We start from the raw sequence: 19,592 nt of genomic DNA on the forward strand, positions 1-19,592 counted from the left end.
GGGGTGTGGCCCGCCGTGCCCGGCTCCGGGCGGTCAGGCTTGATCCCTGCGCCGGGCATGGCGGGCCACACCCCGTCGGTGCCTACTCTCGCGTCCGTCCGTCCGGCTCCTCCCGGAGATCTTGGTGAGAAACTGCCCCTCCAGGGGCCGTCTTCTACCAAGATCTCCACCGGCCACCCTGCCGGACGCCGACCCCGAACCGGACAACGTCCTCGAACACGTGATCAGGACGCCATGGACCTCAAAGCGGCCGGATGACGTCCATGGCGTCCTGATCACCTCGCGCTCGCACCTCGCGCTCGCACCTCGCGCTCGCACCTCGCGCTCGCACCTCGCGCTTTGCGTTCGTTTGTGGGTTCCGGCCTACGAGGCGCAGGTCGCCCCGGGATGACGTCCGGCTCGGGAGCGGACGTCCGGGGTCGGGGGCGATGTCCGTCCTGATCACGTCGGCTGAGCGCGTGGGCGGCGGTGCGTGGACGGTCGCGGGAGCGGGGCGGGCTCGTACGTGACGCTGCGGGACGCTTGCGACGATGACAGGCATGGAGATCTGGAACAACCCGTCGTGCTCGAAGTGCGCCGCCGCCCGTACCGCGCTCGATGAGGCTGGAGTCGGCTACGCGCTGCGCCCGTACCTGGACCGGCCGCCGAGCGCGGCGGAGCTGGCCGAGGTGCTGCGCCGGCTCGACGCGCGCCCCTGGGACGTCTGCCGTACCCAGGAGCCTGCCGCGGTGGCCCTCGGCATGGCCGACTGGCCCAGGGACGAGGCGGCCGAGCCGCGCTGGATCGAGGCGATGGTGGCCGCCCCCGAGCTGATCCAGCGACCCCTGCTGCTGCTCGACGACGGGAGCGCGCTCGTGGGCCGTACCGCCGGGGCGCTGGCGGAGGCGCTGCGCCGCACCGGCGCGACGCCCGGCACCGGCGCGCAGCCGGGCGGCGTGACGCCGGGCAGCGCCGCGACGCCGGGCAGCGCCGCGACGCCGGGCAGCGGCGCGGAGCCCGGCCCTGGGGCGATCGCGCCAGCGGATCCGCCGCACCTGGTCGGGTAGCGCGTTTCCGGGCGGGTGCGGCGGGAATGCGCCGCTCGCGGGCGAACGACCGGACGCCGCAGAGGAGGGGTCTGATGCCGCACCAGGGCCTGTCCACCGCCGCGAAGCGGCTCACCCCCGTCGCCGGCGCGCCCCTCTGGTGCGACGCGCGCGAGTTCGGGCTGCGCGGCGACGGCGTGACGAACGACCAGCCGGCGCTGTCGGCCCTGGTCGACCGCCTCGGCGAGGGCTACGCCGCCGACGGGCGGGCCCGGGTCATCCACTGCCCGCCGGGGATCTACTCGATCCGGGACGCCGGGACGGTCTGGCGCAGCGGGGTGTCGCTGATCGGCGCGGGCCCGGGGGCGACGCGGTTCCTGCTCAGCAACGAGGGGAACCGGGCGGACCCCACGCCGTTGGCCTTCTGGACCACGGTGCAGCACGGCGCGAGCCGCGACCGGCACATCGCCGACTGCACCTTCGCGGACTTCGAGATCGACGGCTCCGGCGTGGCGATGGTCGAGTACAACTATCTCGCCAAGGGGCTCGGCCTCCAGTACGTGGTGCGTGGCGTCTTCCGCAACCTCTACATCCACCACACCGGCGCCACCGGGCTCGGCTGCGACTTCCTCCAGGACAGCCTGATCGACGGGGTGGTCGTGGTCGGTTGCGGCCGGCTGGACAACGGCGAGGAGATGGGCGGCGCGGGCATCGGCGTCGGCATCGGCGGTTGGGGCGACGTGGAGCGCCTCACGATCGCCAACTGCACCGCCGTCGGCAACGGCACCAACGGGATCTTCCTCGAACTCCAGAAGGACTACTGGACGCCGCCGCGCGGCTACCGCATCATCGGCTGCCACAGCCAGGCGAACCGCTTCGGCATCTCCGACTGGGGCGCCGACGGCCTGATCGTCTCCGCCTGCACGCTGACCGGCAACCTGGAGGCGGGCTTCGACGTCTCCGGCAACGGCACGGCCGGCGTGTCCGGTCGGGGCGGCATCATCAGCGACTGCGTCGTGGACCGCAACGTCCGCGACGGGATCAGCATGGGCAACACGCCCGGCCCGTACACCGTGCGCGGGAACCGGATCAGCGCCAACGGCGAGTACGGCTACCACGAGCACGACCTGGGGCACGGCTACCGGAGCGCGGCGGCGGGCGTGGTCGTCGACGGCAACGAGTTCTGGGACAACGGCCTGGACGCGATCCGGATCGACCGGCCGATGACCGACGCCGTCGTGGTGAACAACCGGATCCGCAACAACGGCCGCCGCTGCGCCCCGGCCGCCACCGGCGCGGGCGAGTCGGTGCGCTACCACCACCGCTCCGTCACCGACCTGGCGGCGCACTGGCCGCACGACGGGCACCGGGGCAAGGTGGTGCGGGTCGGGTCACGCATGGCGGTCGTGGTGTCCAACACCGACACCGACCTCACCCTCGCCGAGGTGCGGGCGGATTCTCCCACCGGCTGGAACGAGGACACGCCGCCGCCCGGGACGGCGTACGAACTGCCGGCGGCCCCGCCGATCCGGGCCGGCATCACCGTCAACGCGCCGTTCGACTCCGCCACGGTGCGCGGCAACCGGATCTGGGACCACCGCGACGAGCAGACCCAGAGCTACGGGCTCTGGATCACCCCGGCGGGCAGCTGCGTGTCCTGCCGGATCGAGGACAACGACCTCGCCGGAAACGCCGTCGGGGCGGTGCGGCTCGACACCCCGCCGGTCGGCGGGCGCTGGGACCGCAACCACCACGAGGTGGACTGACGCCGGAGGCTCAGCGCGCGTCGTCGGCGGGGGCCGTCGCCTCCGCGTGCCGGTCGCGCAGCCGGGCCCGGATCTCCTCCGGGGTGTACGCCCGCCGCCGCCGTTCCGCCCGGGCGATGACCACGCCCGACGCCGCGACGCCGGCCAGGCCGGCCAGCCCGAGGACCTTCCACCACCGCATCCGTTGCCGCATCGGCCTAGGGTAGACCCCCATGAGCATCAGCCTGGACGAGGCCGTGGACCTGACCCGTACCGGCGACGTGTGGGTGTTCCGGGGCCGCAGCGTGCCGGACCGGGCCATCCAGTTGACCACCAACAGCCCGGTCAACCACGTCGGCATGGCGGTCGTGCTGGACGACATGCCGCCCCTGATGTGGCACGCCGAGCTGGGCAGGTCGCTGCCGGACATGTGGACGGGCACCCACCAGCGCGGCGTGCAGCTGCACGACCTGCGCGACGCGGTCTGCGTCTGGGCCAACCGGTACGGCCAGCGGGCCTGGCTGCGCCAGCTCGACCCGCCGGCGGACGCGGAGATGGAGAAGGCGGTGCTGCGCACCGTCGCGCGCCTGGACGGCACCCCGTTCCCGTCCACCGCCCAGCTCGCCTGGCGCTGGTTGCGGGGCCGGGTTCCGGCGGTGCGGCTGCCGGCGCTGCCCGGCCGGGTGGGGGACCGCGAGGCCGCGCCGGCGCCCGACCCGACCGGGGCGACCGCGCCCGACCGCACCGGGGCGACCGCGCCCGACCGCACCGGGGCGACCGCGCCCGACCGCACCGGGGCGACCGCGCCCGACCGCACCGGGGTGACCGCGCCCGACCGCAGCGGGGTGACCGCGCCCGACCGCGCCGGGATCGCCGTGCGCGACCGTGCACTGGAGACGGCCTACTGCGCGGAGGTGGTCGCGGTGACCTACGAGGCGATGGGACTGTTGCCCGCCGGGCGGCGTCCCAACTGGTACGACCCGGGCCGGTTCTGGAGCGGCGACGACCTCGGTCTCGCGGGCGGCGCCCGGCTCGGGGCGGAGATCGAGGTGCGCATCCCGCCGCGCTGAGGTTTGGCCCGCCGTCCGGCCGGCAATTGCTGTCCCTGTGAGAGCCCCCACCGATCTGGACACGCTGACCGACTTCTTCGACCGGTACGGCGTGGCGCTGACCACCGGCGACGTGCCCGCCATCGCCGGTTGTTACGCCCTGCCCGGGATGGTGGTGGCCGACACGTACAGCTTCTCGTTCACCTCGCCGGCGGCGGTGGCACTGTCCTTCGTGGGCGCGGCCCCCGACTACCAGGAGCGCGAGCTGGTCGCGGCGCACGCGACCATCGAGGACGTGCTTCCGATGTCGGCGCTGCTGACCATGGTCGCTGTGGAGTGGGAGTTCCTGGACAGCCAGGGCCGGGCGGTCCCCGGCGAGCGCTACCGCTACCTGCTGCGCTCCACCGACGACGGCCCGCTCATCTGCACGGTGCTGCGGACCGCCTGACCGCCGGCCGGACCCGCGGCACCCTCCGCCGGCGGCGGCCCCGCCCACGCGGCGCCGTACGCGCCGCACGCACACGGTCGCACCATGTCGCCACGGACCGCTACGCTGCCCCGGAGGACCGCGGGAGGAGAAGCATGTCCGGCACGCGCCGAACATCGAGCAAGTCCTACGGCACGACCGCCATCGCGTCCTCGCCGTGGATCGTGGTGTCCGTCGGCGTCGCGGTGATGGTGGTCCTGCTGGCCATCGCGCTCGGCGCCTACCGGGGGCGCGGCCCCGCGTTCGACGCGCAGCCCGCCCCGCCGCTGCCGACCGTCGGCCTGGCCGACCCGGAGCCGTCGGTGGCCAGCCCGACGGTCACGCGCTCGCCGCGGGCGACGGCCACGCAGTCCGGCCGCTCCACCACCCGGCCCACCCCGACACGGTCCACGCCCGTCCGCAGCAGCGCCCCGCCGTCGCCGACCCCCAGCGGGAGCGAGGAGACGGCGCTGGTCGCGCCGCCACCGTCGGTGTCCCCGCTGACCGGCCGGTACCGGGTGGTCGAGTCGCACGCGGACGGGTTCGTCGGGGAGGTGCTGGTCGGCAACACCTCGTCCGCCGGCCGGGAGTGGACGACGCGGCTGACCTTCCCGGGAGCGCGGCTGGGCAGCGCGTGGATCGAGGGCGCGCCACAGGGGACGGCGCAGCGGATCGACGACGGCTTCACCTACCGCAGCGGCGGCGACCTGCCCGGCGGCGCGTCGGTCACGCTGCGCTTCTACGTCCAGGGCACGCAGAGCCGCCCGACGAGCTGCACGGTCGACGGCGTCTCCTGCCGCCTCTGATCGACGCCACGCCGTCGGCCACCCAGGGAGCCGCCATGGCGCTCACCCTCCGCCCGCTCACGCTCGACGACACCGACGCCGTGCACGACTGGGCGCGTCTGCCCGAGTCGTGCCGCTACCAGGCGTGGGGGCCCAACACCCACGAGCAGACGCAGGCGTACGTGCGGGCCGCCGTGGCGGCGCCACCGGACCGGCTGGTGTTCGGGGTGCTCGTTGACGGCGAGGTCGTGGGCAGCGCCGAGCTGAAGCTGCACGGCCCGAGCACCGGCGAGATCGCGTACGCGGTCCATCCACGGCGGTGGGGGCAGGGCATCGCCACGGCCACGGCGCGGGAACTGTTGCGACTGGGCTTCGACCGGCACGGGCGGCACCGCATCTTCGCCACGTGCGACCCGCGCAACCTCGCCTCGGCGGCGGTGCTGCGCAGGATCGGCATGCGGTACGAGGGCCGGATGCGTGGCACCGCCCTCATCCGCGACGGCTGGCGCGACTCGGACCTGTACGCCGTCCTCGCCGACGACTGATCCCCGGGCACAGGGTCGCTGCGGAGGGCCGCCCTTGCAAGCAGGCTGTCGTGTTACGACTTTGTTTGCAAGGTATTGCAGAACGTTTCGGCAAGAGCTAGCGTGCGGGCCAGCCAGCGACCAGAGGAAGGCGTCGATGAAACCCCCGCCGATACCGCGCAAGGCCCTGCTCGCCCTCGTCTCCCTGCTCACCCTCGCCCTCGTCGGCACCCCGCTGGCCGTGCGCCAGATGGGTTCCGACGCCCCCGACGACACCGGCCCGCTGGTCACCACCGGCGCCGCGCAGTGGCGCACCGAACCCTCGGCGGAGGCGCTGCTCGCCGCCAGCAGCCGCCAGGTCCGCGCCGAGCAGTTCTACTTCGTCCTGCCGGACCGGTTCGCCAACGGCGACCGGCGCAACGACGCCGGGGGCCTCACCGGGGGCCGCCTCTCCACCGGCCTCGACCCGAAGGACAAGGGCTTCTACCACGGCGGCGACCTCAAGGGCGTCATGGACCGGCTCGACTACATCGAGGGGCTCGGCACCACGGCCATCTGGCTCGCGCCCATCTTCAAGAACCGCCCGGTGCAGGGCTCCGGAGCCGATGCCTCCGCCGGATACCACGGCTACTGGATCACCGACTTCACCCAGGTCGACCCGCACTTCGGCACCAACGAGGACCTGAAGCGGCTGGTGGGGCTCGCCCACAAGCGGGGGATCAAGGTCTACCTCGACGTCATCGTCAACCACACCGCCGACGTCATCCAGTACGCCGAGGACCGGCGCACCTACGTGGACAAGGCCACCTCCCCGTACACCGACGCGCAGGGGCGTCCCTTCGAGGACCGCAACTACGCCGACGGCAGCCGGGGCTTCCCGAAGGTGGACAGCACGTCGTTCCCGTACACCCCGACGTTCGAGACCCCGGCCGACGCCAAGGTCAAGGTCCCGGCGTGGCTGAACGACCCGACCATGTACCACAACCGGGGCGACTCCACCTTCGCCGGGGAGAACAGCGAGTACGGCGACTTCTTCGGCCTCGACGACCTGTGGACCGAGCGCCCCGAGGTGGTGCGCGGCCTGACCAAGGTCTACTCCGACTGGATCGCCTCCACCGGCGTCGACGGCTTCCGGCTGGACACCGTGAAGCACGCCAACCTCGACTTCTGGCCGCAGTTCAGCCAGGGCGTCGAGCGCGTCGCCGCGCGCGCCGGCAAGAAGGACTTCTTCATGTTCGGCGAGGTCTACAGCGCCGACCCGGAGATCACCTCGACGTACGTGCGGCGCGGCGGCCTGCCGGCCACCCTCGACTTCGCCTTCCAGGAGGCGGCGCGCGGCTACACCGCCGGCGACGGCTCCGCGAAGGCGCTCGCCGACGTGTACGCCCGCGACGACCTCTACCGCGCCCGGGACACCGACGCGCGCCGGCTGACCACCTTCCTCGGCAACCACGACATGGGCCGGATCGGCTCGTTCATCGCCGGCGGCGGCACCGACCCGGCCACCCACCTGCGCCGCGACCGGCTCGCCCACGAGCTGATGTTCCTCACCCGCGGCCAGCCGGTCGTCTACTCCGGCGACGAGCAGGGCTTCACCGGGCCGGGCGGCGACAAGGACGCCCGGCAGGACATGTTCGCCTCGAAGACCCCCGACTACCTCGACGACGACCTGATCGGCACCGACCGCACCCACGCCAGCGACCAGTTCGACCGCACCCACCCGCTCTACCGGGCCATCGCGGAGCTGGGCGCGTTGCGCCAGGCGCACCCGGCGCTGCGCGACGGCGTGCAGGTCGGCCGGTACGCCGCCGACGGCCCCGGCGTCTTCGCGTTCTCCCGGATCGACCCGAAGCAGCGCACCGAGTACGTCGTCGCGGTGAACAACGCCGCGACCGCGCAGACTGTCACCGTGGACACGTGGTCGGCCGGCGCCACCTTCACCGGCGTGTACGGCGCGTCGGCCGCCCCGGTCGCCGGCGCGGACGGCAGGCTCACGCTGACCGTGCCGCCGCTGTCGGCCGTGGTGCACCGCGGAGGCACGCCGATCGCGTCGCCCGACGCCGCGCCGAAGATCACGATCACCGCCCCGGCGCCCGGCGCGCCCGTCGCCACGAAGGCCGCCGTCACCGCCCAGGTCACCGGCGACCCGCTGGCCACCGTCACCGTCGCCGCCCGGGTCGCCGGCGGCAGGTGGACGCTGCTCGGCAGCGCCGAGACGGCCCCGTACACCGTGCACCACGACCTGACCGGGCTGGCCGGCGGCACGAAGGTCGAGTACAAGGCCGTCGTCCGTGACGGGAGGGGCCGCACCGCGACCGCCCGGTCCACCGCGACCGTGGGCACCCCGGCGCAGTCCGCCTCCCGCGACTGGGCCGTGGTGCACTACCAGCGCCCGGCCGGCGGCTACGACGACTGGGGCCTGTACGCCTGGGGCGACATCGACCCGGCGTACGCGACCGAGTGGCCCAAGGGGCAGCCGTTCGCCGGCGAGGACTCCTACGGCCGGTTCGCCTGGGTGAAGCTCAAGCCGGGCGCGAAGTCGGTCGGCTTCGTGGTGGTCGACAAGTCCGGGAAGAAGGACGTGGAACAGGATCGGACGATCGACGTGACGAAGGCCGGCGAGGTCTGGGTCAAGCAGGGCGACCCGGCGACCTACCCGAGCCGGCAGGCCGCCACCGGCGAACCCGACCCGCCGGTCGAGGACGGCACCGCCCTCATCCACTACCGCCGCGCCGACGGCAACTACGACGGCTGGGGCCTGCACCTGTGGGACGGCGCCGCCAACCCCACGGACTGGGCCACCCCGCTCGCCCCGGCCCGGATCGACGCCTTCGGCGCGGTCTTCCGGGTGCCGCTGGCCGCCAACGCCACCGGGCTGAGCTACATCATCCACCGCGGCGACGAGAAGGACCTGCCGACCGACCAGCGGCTCGACTTCGCCGACGCCGGACGCGAGGTGTGGCTGCTCGCCGGCACGCCCGGCCGGCTGCTGCCGTCCACCGCGTCCGCCGCCGGCCCGGAGGTCGACATCACGAAACAGAAGGCGCACTGGATCGACCGCTCGACCGTCGCCTGGCAGACCGGGCCCACCGACGGCAGGACGTACGCCCTGGTCGCCGCCCCGGCCGGCGGGGTCACCGTCGCCGACGGCGAGCTGGTCGGGACGTACCGCACGCTGCCGTTGACCGCCCAGCGCAACGGGCTCACCGAGGCCCAGCGCGCGGACTTCCCGCACCTGTGGGCGCACGGTGCCTTCACGCTCGACCGGCGGGACCTGGCGAAGGTCCCGGCGGCCCTGCGCGGGCAGTTCCTGGTGACCGAGCGGGACGCGGCGGGCGCCCTGCTCGCCGCGACCGGCGTGCAGATCCCCGGCGTGCTCGACGACGTCTACGCCCGGGCCACCGACGCGCGGCTCGGGCCGACGTTCGCCGGCGGGGTGCCGACGCTGGCCGTCTGGGCGCCCACCGCCCGCACGGTCTCGCTCCAGCTCTTCGACTCGCCGACCGCGATGCCGCGGACCGTCGCGATGCGCCGCGACGACCGCACCGGCGTCTGGTCCGTGCGTGGCGCCCGCGACTGGACCGGCAGGTACTACCGGTACCAGGTCCAGGCGTGGCAGCCGGCGACGCAGAAGATGGTCGACGCCGCCGTGACCGACCCGTACTCGCTGGCGCTGGCGCCGGACTCCACGCACAGCCAGATCGTGGACCTCGCCGACCCGGCGCTCGCACCGGCCGGATGGGCGTCGCTGCGCAAGCCGGCGGCGGTGCCGTCGACCAGGGTGCAGATCTCCGAGCTGTCGGTGCGGGACTTCTCCATCGCCGACGGCACCGTGCCGGCCGAGCGGCGGGGCACCTACCTCGCCTTCACCGACCCGGGCACCGCCGGCATGAAGCACCTGAAGGCGCTCGGCGACGCCGGGGTGACCCACCTGCACCTGCTGCCCGCGTTCGACTTCGCCACGATCCCCGAGCGCCGCGCCGACCAGCGGCAGCCGGCCTGCGACCTGGCCGCGCTGCCGCCGGACTCCGAGCAGCAGCAGAAGTGCGTCGCGGCCGTGGCGGACACCGACGGCTACAACTGGGGGTACGACCCGCTGCACTACACCGTGCCGGAGGGCGGCTACGCCGTCGACCCGGCCGGGGCGAAGCGCACCACCGAGTTCCGGCGGATGGTGGCCGGCGTCAACGGCGCCGGGCTGCGCGTGGTGATGGACGTCGTCTACAACCACACCTCGGCGGCGGGCGCCGACCCGAAGTCGGTACTCGACCAGATCGTGCCCGGCTACTACCACCGGTTGCTGGACGACGGCGCCGTCGCCAACTCGACCTGCTGCGCCAACACCGCCCCCGAGCACGCCATGATGGGCAAGCTCGTCGTGGACTCGCTGGTCACCTGGGCCCGGGCGTACAAGGTGGACGGCTTCCGGTTCGACCTGATGGGCCACCACCCGAAGGCGAACATCCTGGCCGTACGCAAGGCGCTCGACGAGCTGACCGTCGGCCGCGACGGCGTGGACGGGAAGAAGATCCTGCTCTACGGCGAGGGCTGGAACTTCGGCGAGGTCGCCGACGACGCCCGGTTCACGCAGGCCACCCAGGCCAACATGGCAGGCACCGGGATCGGCACGTTCAACGACCGGCTGCGCGACGCCGTACGCGGCGGCGGGCCGTTCGACGCCAACCCGCGGGTGCAGGGCTTCGCCTCCGGCCTCTTCACCGACCCGAACGGCGACGACGTCAACGGTTCCACGGCCGAGCAGCGGGCCCGGCTGCTGCGCCAGCACGACCTGATCAAGGTGGGGCTCACCGGCAACCTGCGCGGCTACCGCTTCACCGACTCGTCGGGCCGGCAGGTTACCGGCGCGCAGGTCGACTACAACGGCTCGCCCGCCGGCTACACCGCCGTGCCGGGGGAGGCGGTCACCTACGTCGACGCGCACGACAACGAGATCCTGTACGACGCGCTGGCGTACAAGCTGCCGCGGGACACCTCGGCGGCGGACCGGGCCCGGATGCAGGTGCTGGCGCTGGGCACGGTGGTGATGGGCCAGGGGCCCGGGTTCGTCACCACGGGCACCGAGCGGCTGCGCTCGAAGTCGCTGGACCGCAACTCGTACAACTCGGGGGACTGGTTCAACCAGATCCGCTGGGACTGCGCCCAGGGCAACGGGTTCGGCGCCGGCCTGCCGCCCGAGCAGGACAACCGGGACAAGTGGCCGTACGCCAAGCCGCTGCTGGCCGATCCGGCGCTGGTGCCGGACTGCGCGGCGATCGACCTGGCCGACGCCCGCTACGCCGAGCTGCTGAGGGTTCGGGCCTCCTCGCCGGTCTTCGGGCTGACCACGGCGGAGCAGGTGCAGAAGCGGGTCGCCTTCCCGCTCTCCGGCGCGGGGGAGACCCCCGGCGTGCTCACCATGACGCTGGACGGTCGGGGCCTCGACGGGCGGTGGAAGTCGGTCACGGTGGTCTTCAACGCCACGCCGGAGACGGCGCGGCAGCGGCTGACCGGGCTGCGCGGGGCGGACGTGGCGCTGCACCCGGTGCTGCGGGCCTCGGCGGACGAGTCGCTGCGGACGGCCTCCTTCGACCGGGCCAGCGGCACGTTCACCGTGCCGGCCCGCAGCGTGGCGGTCTTCGTGCAGCAGTAGCCCGCGACGTGGACCGGCCCCCTTCCGCGACGCGGAAGGGGGCCGGTTCCTGTTCGGTGTCCGGAGCGGCCGGAGAGGCCGCCCGTCAGCCGAGGGCGATCAGCCGAAGCAGTTCTCCACGGGGGAGGGGCTGCCCAGGCAGTTCGTCGGCTTGTTGCCCTTGATCGCGGACTTGTCGTCCACGTTCACCTCGCCGCCGAAGTTGAACACCCCGCCCGGCCGGAACCTGGAGACGTTGTCCGCCACCTTCGTGTCGTGCAGGTTGACCCGGCCGAAGACGTTGAAGATGCCGCCGCCGATGCCGATCGGCCCGACGGCCTGGTTCCCGACGATCTCGCTGTCGCGGAACGTGACCTCGCTGGCGAGGTTGAACACGCCGCCGCCGAAGAAGGCGGCGAAGTTCTCCTTGACCTCGGTCTTCTCCGCCGTGACGTGGGCGCCGAAGGCCAGGGCCAGGCCGCCGCCGACACCGACGGTGGTGTTCTTGGCGATCGTCACCTTGTGCAGGTGCAGCTGGCTGTCGTCCGCCGCGGCGATGCCGCCGCCCGCGATCAGCGCGGTGTTGTCGAGGATCCTGGAGTACTTGATGGTGGTGTTGCCCTCGATGTCGAGCAGGCCACCGCCGAAGCCGATCGTGTGGTTGTTGCTGATGTCGGTCTTGTCGATCCAGACGGTTCCGCCGTCGACGTCGTCGCGGAAGATGCCCGGGGCGCCGTTGGCGATGCCGCCGCCGCCGATCCCGGCCTTGTTGTACTTGACGTGGGACTCCTCGACCTTGAGCACCCCGGCGTTCAGGATGCCGCCGCCGAAGAAGAAGGCGGTGTTGTCGGCGACCGTGGTGTGGCGCAGGCTGGTCTTGCCGAAGTTGGCGATGCCGCCGCCGCTGCCGCCGGCCTGGTTCTCGACGATGTGGCTCTTCTCGATGTCGGCGGAGCCGCCCGGCTGCACCAGGATGCCGCCGCCGTCGTTGGCCTCCGGCTCCTCCAGCACGGCGGCGCCGGCCTTGGCCGCCGCGGCCTTCGCCGCAGCAGCCTTCGCCGCCGCGGCACCCTTCGGCTCGGCCTGGAGCAACGGCAGGTACGGCTTGCCGGCCTTGGCCGCCTCGGTGGCCTCGACCGAGTTCGAGTAGCGCGACCACACCGTCTCCGCCGAGACCGGCTCCGCCAGCTTCCGCTCGAGGGTCTGGCCGTTCTTGATGGTCAGGCCCTTGAGGGTGAGGTGGCCGCCGCTGCCGACGTTGAAGATGCGGAACTGCTCGGCGGTGGCGTCCCGCACGATCTTGGTGTCGTGGCCCTTGAGCGTGATGGGCTGCTCGATCACCGGCAGGCCGTTGCCGTAGTAGTCGTGCCGGGTCAAGGTGTACGTGCAGTCCTTGGCCAGCTCGAACACGCCGCCGTGGTTGGCGTTGGCGTGCACGATCGCCTGGATCAGCTTGTCGGAGTCGCAGGGCACCTCCTTTCCGCGATCCTTGTGGTCCCGGTCCTTGTGGTCCCGGTCCCGGCCTTCTCCGCCTTCGCGGCCCTCCTCGCCCTCGCGGCCTTCCTTCTCGCGGTCCGCGTCCTGGTCGCCGTCCATGCTGACCTGGGCGGTGGCCCACTTCAGGCCGTCCGCACCTACCGCGCCGGCGCCGGTGGCCACGCCCACCGCGGCGAGGCTGACCACGCCGGTCAACCCGGCCACACCACTGGCGAGCCAGAGCTTGCGGCGACGCTTGGGCGCCGCCGGCCGCTCGGAGTCGTTGTTCGTTAGGTAGTTGGACATCGGAGCTCTCTGCCCTCTCCTCGTACCAGACAGGGTCGCAGCGCCACAGGCGAGCGTCCCCTGCTACAAATCGGTTGTAGCTCCCGAACTAGACAATATGAGAATCTTCCTCGCCTCGCGGGCATATGCGAAAGAAGCCCGCATTAGGTCCGGGGTGCCCCTGGCCGGTGCGGACGGTCCGTGCCGGCCGATCCACCGCAGCGACGTCGGTAGGGGAGTCCGCAGGAGAACAGGTGCTCCCGGCGCGGAACGGCCCGTTCGGCGGAAGAACGGCCACGAGGGGCCGGGAGGTGAGAGGGCTCCTCCGGCCGCCGGGGCGGCTTGTGGAGGAGCCCTCTCTCTATGTGGTGTCGCTCTCGGATGTTCAGGCGAAGCAGCGGTCGGGGATGACCGTGCTGCCCTTGCAGTTCGTCGGCCGGTTGTCCTTCACGGCGGACTTCCGGTCGATCAGGACGCCGTCGTTGTTGGTGAAGATGCCACCCGGCGGCGCGGTGGCGACGTTGTGGACCACCTTCGTGCTGATCAGCCTCGTCCGGCCGAAGTCGTTCAGGATGCCGCCGCCCACCCCGTATTCGCCGACCGCCTGGTTGCCCAGCACCTCGCTGTCCCGCAGCGTGACGTCGCCCCCGTCGTTGTACAGACCCCCGCCGCCCCCGCCTGCGGCGACGTTCTCCTTGATCATGCTGTGCTCGATCACGGCGTTGCTGCCTCCGCCGACGCCGACGCCGCCGGCCTCTCCGTCCGCGTAGTTCCTGGCGACCACGACCTTCTCCAGGGACAGCCTGCCGTCGCTGAAGGTGACCAGCCCGCCCCCGTCCGTGCCGGCGGTGTTGTCCGTGATCTCGCTCTGCGTGAGCACGATGTCGCCCCTGTTGTCGAAGACGCCACCGCCGATGGACGAGGTCCGGTTGTGGCTGATGGTGCTCTTCCACACCCAGACGGTGCCGCCGCCCACCGTCGTGCCGTTCGGGGTCGTGCCGTTGGCGATGCCGCCGCCGCCCAGCCGGGCGCTGTTCTTCGACACCTTGGACTCCTCGACCCGCAGCACCCCGACGGTGAAGATGCCGCCACCGAAGCCGCTGGCGCTGTTCTCCTCGACCGAGGTGTGGCGCAGGTTGGTGGTGCCGAAGTTGGCGATGCCGCCGCCGTTCCAGCCGGCGTGGTTCTGCACGATCCTGCTGTGCTCGAGGTCGGCACGACCGCCCCGCTGGACCAGGATGCCCGCTCCGTCGGCGCCGGTGGGCGCGGCCGTCGCGGTGCCGTCCGGCCGGGCCGTCGCTGCCCCGCCGGAACGAGCCGTCGGAGCGGCCGGCAGTTCGGAGGCGGCGGTGGCCGGGCCCTTGGGCGCCGCCATCGCCGGTCCACGGGCCGGTTCCGCCGCGGCTGCCGCAGCCTCTGTCGGCTTCGTGCGCCCGAACGAACTGACCGGTGCCGGGACGGTCTTCGCGGCGACGGTCTGCCCGCCCTTGACGGTCACGTCCTTCAGCGTCAGGTGACCGCCGCTACCGACGTTCAGGATCCGGAAGCGCTCGGCCTCGGCCGCCCTGACGATCGCGGTGCCCTCGCCCTTGAGGACGATCGACTCCTTGATCACGGGCAGGCCGTTGCCGTACTCGCTGCGCGTCAGCTCGTACGTGCAGTGCCTGGCGAGTTTCAGCGTCGCGCCGTCGGTCCGGTTGGCGTGGATGATCGCCTGGATCAGCTTGTCGGTGTCGCAGGGCACCTCCGTCACCCGACCGTCGTTTCCGCGGTCCTTGTCGCCGCTCCAGTCGCCACCCGACCAGGCGTTCCCGCCCTCGGCGGCGGGGTTGCCACCGGCCTCGTCGTCGGCCTTGCCAGCGTCGTCGTCGGCCCTGCCGGCGTCGCTGACGTTCTGCTTCGGGGCCGACGCCTGGGCGTCGGAGAGTCGCTCGGAGTCGCCGGACTTGTCGTCGCGGGCGGCCAGGCCGCCCAGCGCCGCCAGGCCGACGACGCCGGTCAGTCCGGCCACCCCGGCAGCCAGCCAGAGTTTGCGCCGCCCTCGCATCGGTGTGCCCACGGGCGGGCCACCGTCAGGTCTCGTTACGTCATCGGACATCAGAGCCTTCCGCCCTTTCCTGCTCTCACGGGGACCGCACCACGCAAGACGGCGCGATCAGCCACAAATGGGTTGCAGCCTCCGTGAATCACCGTATGAGAACGATTCTCGCGATGGTGCGTTATCCGAGTTTTCCACACATTCGCCTCACGTCGGCTGTCGCTCCGCAGCGGGCCGCTACCGGGCAGGGACACCACCTGAGCAGCACAAACACCCGCAGGGGAGTCGACCGGCGCTCGCCGGCTCGGCGATTGCCTCAGCGAAGGCCCCCGCCCAGCTGACCGGCGACCGGCGCCACCAGGAGGGGCCGGTGCGTGAAGTTCCGGTTGCGGCCCGGCCGCCACCAGGACCAGGCCGTACGCGAAGTTCCGGCGCCGGCCCGGGGCAGGTCGTCGTGACGACCCTTCCCGGGCGGCGCCGGAACGCGCTGCGCAGCGCCGACTGTCCGCCCGCTCAGCCGAAGCAGTTCGGAACAGGGGTCGGGCTGCCCTCGCAGTTCGTGGGCTTGTTCCGGATGATCACCGTCTCGTCGTCGACGGTGACTCCGTCGTTGTCCGAGGAGACGCCTCCCGGCGCGAGGAGCGACGAGTTCTCCGTGATCCGTGACCTGATCACGGAGATCCTTCCGCCCTGGTTGTAGACCCCACCCGCGACCTGCAGGTCCACGGCGACCCGGTTCCGGTCGACCTCGCTGTGGAAGATGACCACCTGACCGCTGTCGTTGGCGATACCGCCGCCGTTGCCCCGGGTCACGTTCTCGTTGACCTTGCTGTTCGAGATCGACAGTCCGCCGAAGACCGCGGCGAGGTTGGCGATGCCGCCACCGTCGCCGTCGGCGGTGTTGCCATGGACGGTGCTGTGCTGCACGTACATCGTCCCCGCGTTGCGGATGCCGCCGCCGCTCGCACCGCTCTGGTTGCCGAACACGTGGCTGCGCTTGACGGTCGTGGCGACGTTGGGGTTGCCGCCGCTCTGGATGCCGCCGCCCGAGCCCTCGGCGATGTTGTGCGAGATCGTGCTGTCGGTGACGACGGCGGAGGCGACGTTCTCCAGTCCGCCGCCGGTGTCGCCGCTCTGGTTGTGGCTCACCCGGACGCCCTCGAGGAAGAGCTGGCCGACATTGCGGATCCCGCCGCCGCTGCCCACGGCGGTGTTGTCGGTGACCTCGCTGCCGTGCCCGCCGTCCTCGCGGTCGTCGCCCCTGTCGTCCTTCTCGTTGTCCCGGCCGGGGCTGCCCGCGTCCCGGGCGGCCGAGGCGCCGCCAGCGGCCCCCGCCGTGGTCCCGTCCCCGGCGACCGCCTTGCCGTCGGCGTCCAGGCCGGCCGGGGCTTTGGTGCCGGTGCCGTCGGCGTCCAGGCCGGCGGGAGCCTTGGTGCCGGTGCCGGTGCCGGTGCCGTCGGCGTCCAGGCCGGCAGGGGCCTTGGTGCCGGTGCCGTCGGTGTTGAGGCCGCCGGGGGTCTTGGTGTCGGTGCCGTCGGTGTCCAGGCCGGCGGGGGCCTTGGTGTCCGGGCCGGCGGGAGCCTTCGTGTCCGTGCCCGCGGGATCCGTGGGCACGACGGGGGCTTCGGCGCCGGTGCTCGGGGCGGTGCGGCTGTCGGTCGACGGGGCTGTCCCGTCCGTGCCGCTGAGGTCGCCCGGGGTGGTGTCGTCGTGCCCCGTGCCGGCCGCGTCCTTCTCTCCGTCGGCGTGCTCCTTACCCTTGCCGTCCGGGCCGGTGGCGTGCGTGGACAGGATCCGGGTGACGCCGAAGTTCGTGACGCCACCGCCGGCGCTGCTGCTCTGGTTTCCGGTGATGCGGCTGTCGAAGATGGTCGCCCTGCCGCCCGCCTGCACCAGGAGGCCACCGCCGCCCAGCCCGGGCTGGGCGAACCCGCCCTTGACCGTGAGGTCGTGCAGGGTCAGGTCGCCGCCGACCCCCACGTTGAAGATCCGGAAGGCGGCGGCGTTCGTGGCGCGGAGGACGGTGGCGTTCTCGCCCTTGATCGTGACCGGTCGGACGATCTCCGGCAGGCCGTTCCCCTCCCGGCTCAGCGTCAGCAGGTACGTGCAGTCGCGCGCGAGCTTGAGCGTCCCTCCGTGACCGGCGTTCACCCGGTTGAGTTCGACGATCAGTTCGTCGGTGTCGCAGGGCACGTCCGTGACGTCCTGCTCCTTGTCGTTGCGTCCCTGCTCGTCCGGCCCCTTGCCGCTCGCTGTGGGGTCCTGTCCGCCGGGATTCATGCCGGCGGCTGCGGCGTCGACCCTGTCGTCCGGGCCGAGGGGGGCTGTAGCCTGCGCGGCAGCCTCGGTGAGCTGCCGGTCGACCACGTTCCCGAGGCTGCCCGTCGCGGATGCGCCCGGCAGCGTGACCACCCCCGTGGCCGCCAGGCCGACCGCGCCGGTCAGGCCGGCCACGCCGGTGGCGACCCACAGGACGCGCCGCTTCCGGCGACGCCCGCTCGGATGCCCAGCCCCGGTTGCTTCGGACTGATTGGTTGACATGTGCTCTCACCCACATCTTTCGTATCCAACGGGCACGTACCGCCGTAGGAGGCGTAACCAGCCCTGAATCGGTTAGACAGGTTCAGTGACAACATAAGTGAGATGTCTTCACGATGAGGATGAAAGTGAGAGACCTGCGCTTTTCGGGCGATATGCGGGCGGATTCCGACGCCAGCTCCGCGCGGCGACAACGGCGCCGCCCGGGGCCGGACGGCGAACAGCCCGGCCGCGACGTGGGTCGCGCCGGGCTGCGGCGAGGATGCGGGGCGCGGTCAGTCCGGCAGGCGCGGACCCGCCTCGCGCTGCTCGGCCAGCCAGGTCTCCACCTCGTCGGCGGCGCGCGGCAGCCCGGCGGAGAGGTTCACCGCGCCGGTCGCGGTGACCAGGATGTCGTCCTCGATCCGGATGCCGATCCCGCGCAGTTCCTCGGGAACCAGCTCGTCCTCCGGCTGGAAGTAGAGCCCGGGCTCGACGGTGAGCACGTAGCCCTCGCCCAGCGTGCCGTCCCGGTACTTCTCCTTGCGGGCGTTCGCGCAGTCGTGCACGTCGATGCCGAGCATGTGGCTGGTGCCGTGCAGCGTCCAGCGCCGGTAGACCGTCGACCGCCCGTCCATGGCCTCGTCGACGCCCACCGGCAGCAGGCCCAGGTCGGACAGCGCCTGGGCGAGCACCCGCATCGACGCCAGGTGGACCTCCCGGAACGCCACGCCGGGGCGGATGGCGTCGATGCCGGCCTGCTGCGCGGCGTGCACGGCGTCGTAGACCTGGCGCTGGAGCGGGGTGAACCGGCCGTCGACTGGCAGCACCCGCGTGACGTCGGCGGTGTAGAGGTTGCGGTTCTCCACGCCCATGTCCATCAGCAGCAGCTCGCCCGGCCGGGTGGCGCCGTGGTTGTGCACCCAGTGCAGGATCGTGGCGTGCTCGCCCGCGCCGACGATCGAGCCGTAGCCGACGTCGTTGCCGTCGTGCCGGGCGCGCAGCGCGAAGATCCCCTCCAGCAGGCGCTCCGACACGCCCCGGTCCGCCGGCAGCGCCCGGGCCACGTCCTCGAATCCCCGGACGGTGGCGTCGACCGCGTCCTGGAGCTGGGCGATCTCCCACTCGTCCTTGACCAGCTTCAGCTCCGAGATGGCGATCGCCAGCTCCCGGTCGCGGGCCGGCTGGCCCTCGGCGCGGTGGCCGTCGTACGGGCGCACGGCCGTGTCCACCCGGGCGTCGAAGCCGCGCAGCACCCGGGTACGCCCCGGCGCCAGGTCGGCCAGCGTCGCGTCCAGCTCGGTCAGGTCCGCCGTGGGCAGACCCAGCTCGGCCGACTTCTCGGCCAGGGTGTGCCGCCGACCGACCCACAGCTCACCGTGCCGGCTGCGGAAGAACTCGTCGGTCCGCCGCGACGACCGGGGCCGCATGTAGAGGGTGGCGTCGTGGCCCGACCCGTTCGGCCGCAGCACGAGCACCCCGTCCGGGTCGTGGTCGCCGGTGAGGTAGACGAAGTCGCTGCCCGGCCGGAAGGGATGGTCGGTGTCGTTGGCACGTACCTTCTCGCCGCCGGTGGGAATCACCAGGGTCTCGCCCGGGAAGGCCGCCGAGAGCGCGGCCCGGCGCCTGGCGTGGTTCGGCACCTCGGGCCGCGGGCCGACCGGCAGGGTGGTGTCCCGCCAGCCCTGCCGCATGAACGCCAGGAACGCCTCGGGGAAGTCCGGGTCGTGCGACCCGGTGCCGTCCGCCGGCCTGCTGTCGGTACGTCCCTCGGTCATGCTCCGCCCCCTCCGTCTCCGCATCGTTGCAGGTCAGACGCTACCGCGCAGCGCGGCGGCCGGATCGCGCCGGGACAGGCGGTGGCCGGCGAGCCGGGCGGTGGGCGAGTCGGTCGCACGACGCTGTCGAGCTGAGTCGTTCGCGACATCGGGGGTTGCCCGAGTCGTCTACGACATCAGCTCGACAGCCTCCCGCAGGCGCATCCGGTCGGCAGCGACCCGGAACGCGTGCGACGCGCGGGCCGGGCAGCCTCGCGGCGTGGAGCCCAGCGGTG

At 72.7% G+C, this 19,592-nt stretch carries 12 protein-coding genes; 7 read left to right on the plus strand and 5 right to left on the minus strand.

What is annotated here, in order from left to right; translation table 11 throughout:
* Window positions 1-530 precede the first annotated feature (530 nt).
* A complete protein-coding gene (locus ABZ573_RS26210) occupies window positions 531-1,046 on the plus strand; it encodes an ArsC/Spx/MgsR family protein (RefSeq protein ID WP_358121640.1) in 516 nt (171 codons plus the stop codon).
* A gap of 74 nt (window positions 1,047-1,120) precedes the next feature.
* The gene (locus ABZ573_RS26215; protein WP_358121642.1) at window positions 1,121-2,791 is read left to right on the plus strand and encodes a right-handed parallel beta-helix repeat-containing protein; all 1,671 of its coding nucleotides are present in this window, start codon (window positions 1,121-1,123) and stop codon (window positions 2,789-2,791) included.
* Between the two features lie 10 nt (window positions 2,792-2,801).
* On the opposite strand, the gene ABZ573_RS26220 is transcribed toward ABZ573_RS26215, so the two are convergent.
* Window positions 2,802-2,984: a hypothetical protein gene (locus ABZ573_RS26220; RefSeq protein ID WP_091630004.1), complete on the minus strand. Its 183-nt coding sequence runs from the start codon at window positions 2,982-2,984 to the stop codon at window positions 2,802-2,804.
* A gap of 19 nt (window positions 2,985-3,003) precedes the next feature.
* On the opposite strand from ABZ573_RS26220, the gene ABZ573_RS26225 reads away from it, so the two are divergent.
* The 5 genes from ABZ573_RS26225 to pulA all read left to right on the plus strand — a co-directional run bounded on the left by ABZ573_RS26225 (window position 3,004) and on the right by pulA (window position 11,244).
* Complete coding sequence (locus ABZ573_RS26225) at window positions 3,004-3,840, plus strand: hypothetical protein (protein WP_358121645.1); 837 nt, start codon at window positions 3,004-3,006, stop codon at window positions 3,838-3,840.
* A 37-nt stretch (window positions 3,841-3,877) separates the two neighbouring features.
* Window positions 3,878-4,267 carry a hypothetical protein gene (locus ABZ573_RS26230; RefSeq protein ID WP_358121647.1) on the plus strand — a complete coding sequence of 130 codons (390 nt, stop codon included), beginning with the start codon at window positions 3,878-3,880 and terminating at the stop codon, window positions 4,265-4,267.
* A gap of 134 nt (window positions 4,268-4,401) precedes the next feature.
* Entirely contained in the window at window positions 4,402-5,091 is a 690-nt protein-coding gene (locus tag ABZ573_RS26235; protein ID WP_358121649.1) for a cellulose binding domain-containing protein, read from the plus strand.
* A 35-nt stretch (window positions 5,092-5,126) separates the two neighbouring features.
* Window positions 5,127-5,615, plus strand: coding sequence for a GNAT family N-acetyltransferase (locus ABZ573_RS26240; protein ID WP_358121651.1), 489 nt, complete (start codon window positions 5,127-5,129; stop codon window positions 5,613-5,615).
* 136 nt (window positions 5,616-5,751) lie between these two features.
* Entirely contained in the window at window positions 5,752-11,244 is a 5,493-nt protein-coding gene (pulA, locus tag ABZ573_RS26245; RefSeq protein WP_358121653.1) for a pullulanase-type alpha-1,6-glucosidase, read from the plus strand.
* A gap of 99 nt (window positions 11,245-11,343) precedes the next feature.
* Here the strand turns inward: pulA and ABZ573_RS26250 are convergent, their stop codons facing one another.
* From ABZ573_RS26250 to ABZ573_RS26265, 4 genes are all read right to left on the minus strand, one after another.
* Entirely contained in the window at window positions 11,344-13,005 is a 1,662-nt protein-coding gene (locus tag ABZ573_RS26250) for a hypothetical protein (protein ID WP_151456151.1), read from the minus strand.
* Window positions 13,006-13,369: 364 nt separating this feature from the next.
* On the minus strand, window positions 13,370-15,082 hold the full coding sequence (locus tag ABZ573_RS26255; RefSeq protein WP_358121656.1) for a right-handed parallel beta-helix repeat-containing protein: 1,713 nt from the start codon (window positions 15,080-15,082) through the stop codon (window positions 13,370-13,372).
* Between the two features lie 453 nt (window positions 15,083-15,535).
* The gene (locus ABZ573_RS26260) at window positions 15,536-17,563 is read right to left on the minus strand and encodes a hypothetical protein (protein ID WP_358121658.1); all 2,028 of its coding nucleotides are present in this window, start codon (window positions 17,561-17,563) and stop codon (window positions 15,536-15,538) included.
* Between the two features lie 272 nt (window positions 17,564-17,835).
* Complete coding sequence (locus ABZ573_RS26265) at window positions 17,836-19,317, minus strand: aminopeptidase P family protein (protein ID WP_151455283.1); 1,482 nt, start codon at window positions 19,315-19,317, stop codon at window positions 17,836-17,838.
* Window positions 19,318-19,592: the final 275 nt, after the last annotated feature.

The organism is Micromonospora sp. NPDC007220 (assembly GCF_040634035.1).
In the GTDB taxonomy this organism is placed as follows: Bacteria; Actinomycetota; Actinomycetes; order Mycobacteriales; family Micromonosporaceae; genus Micromonospora; species Micromonospora reichwaldensis.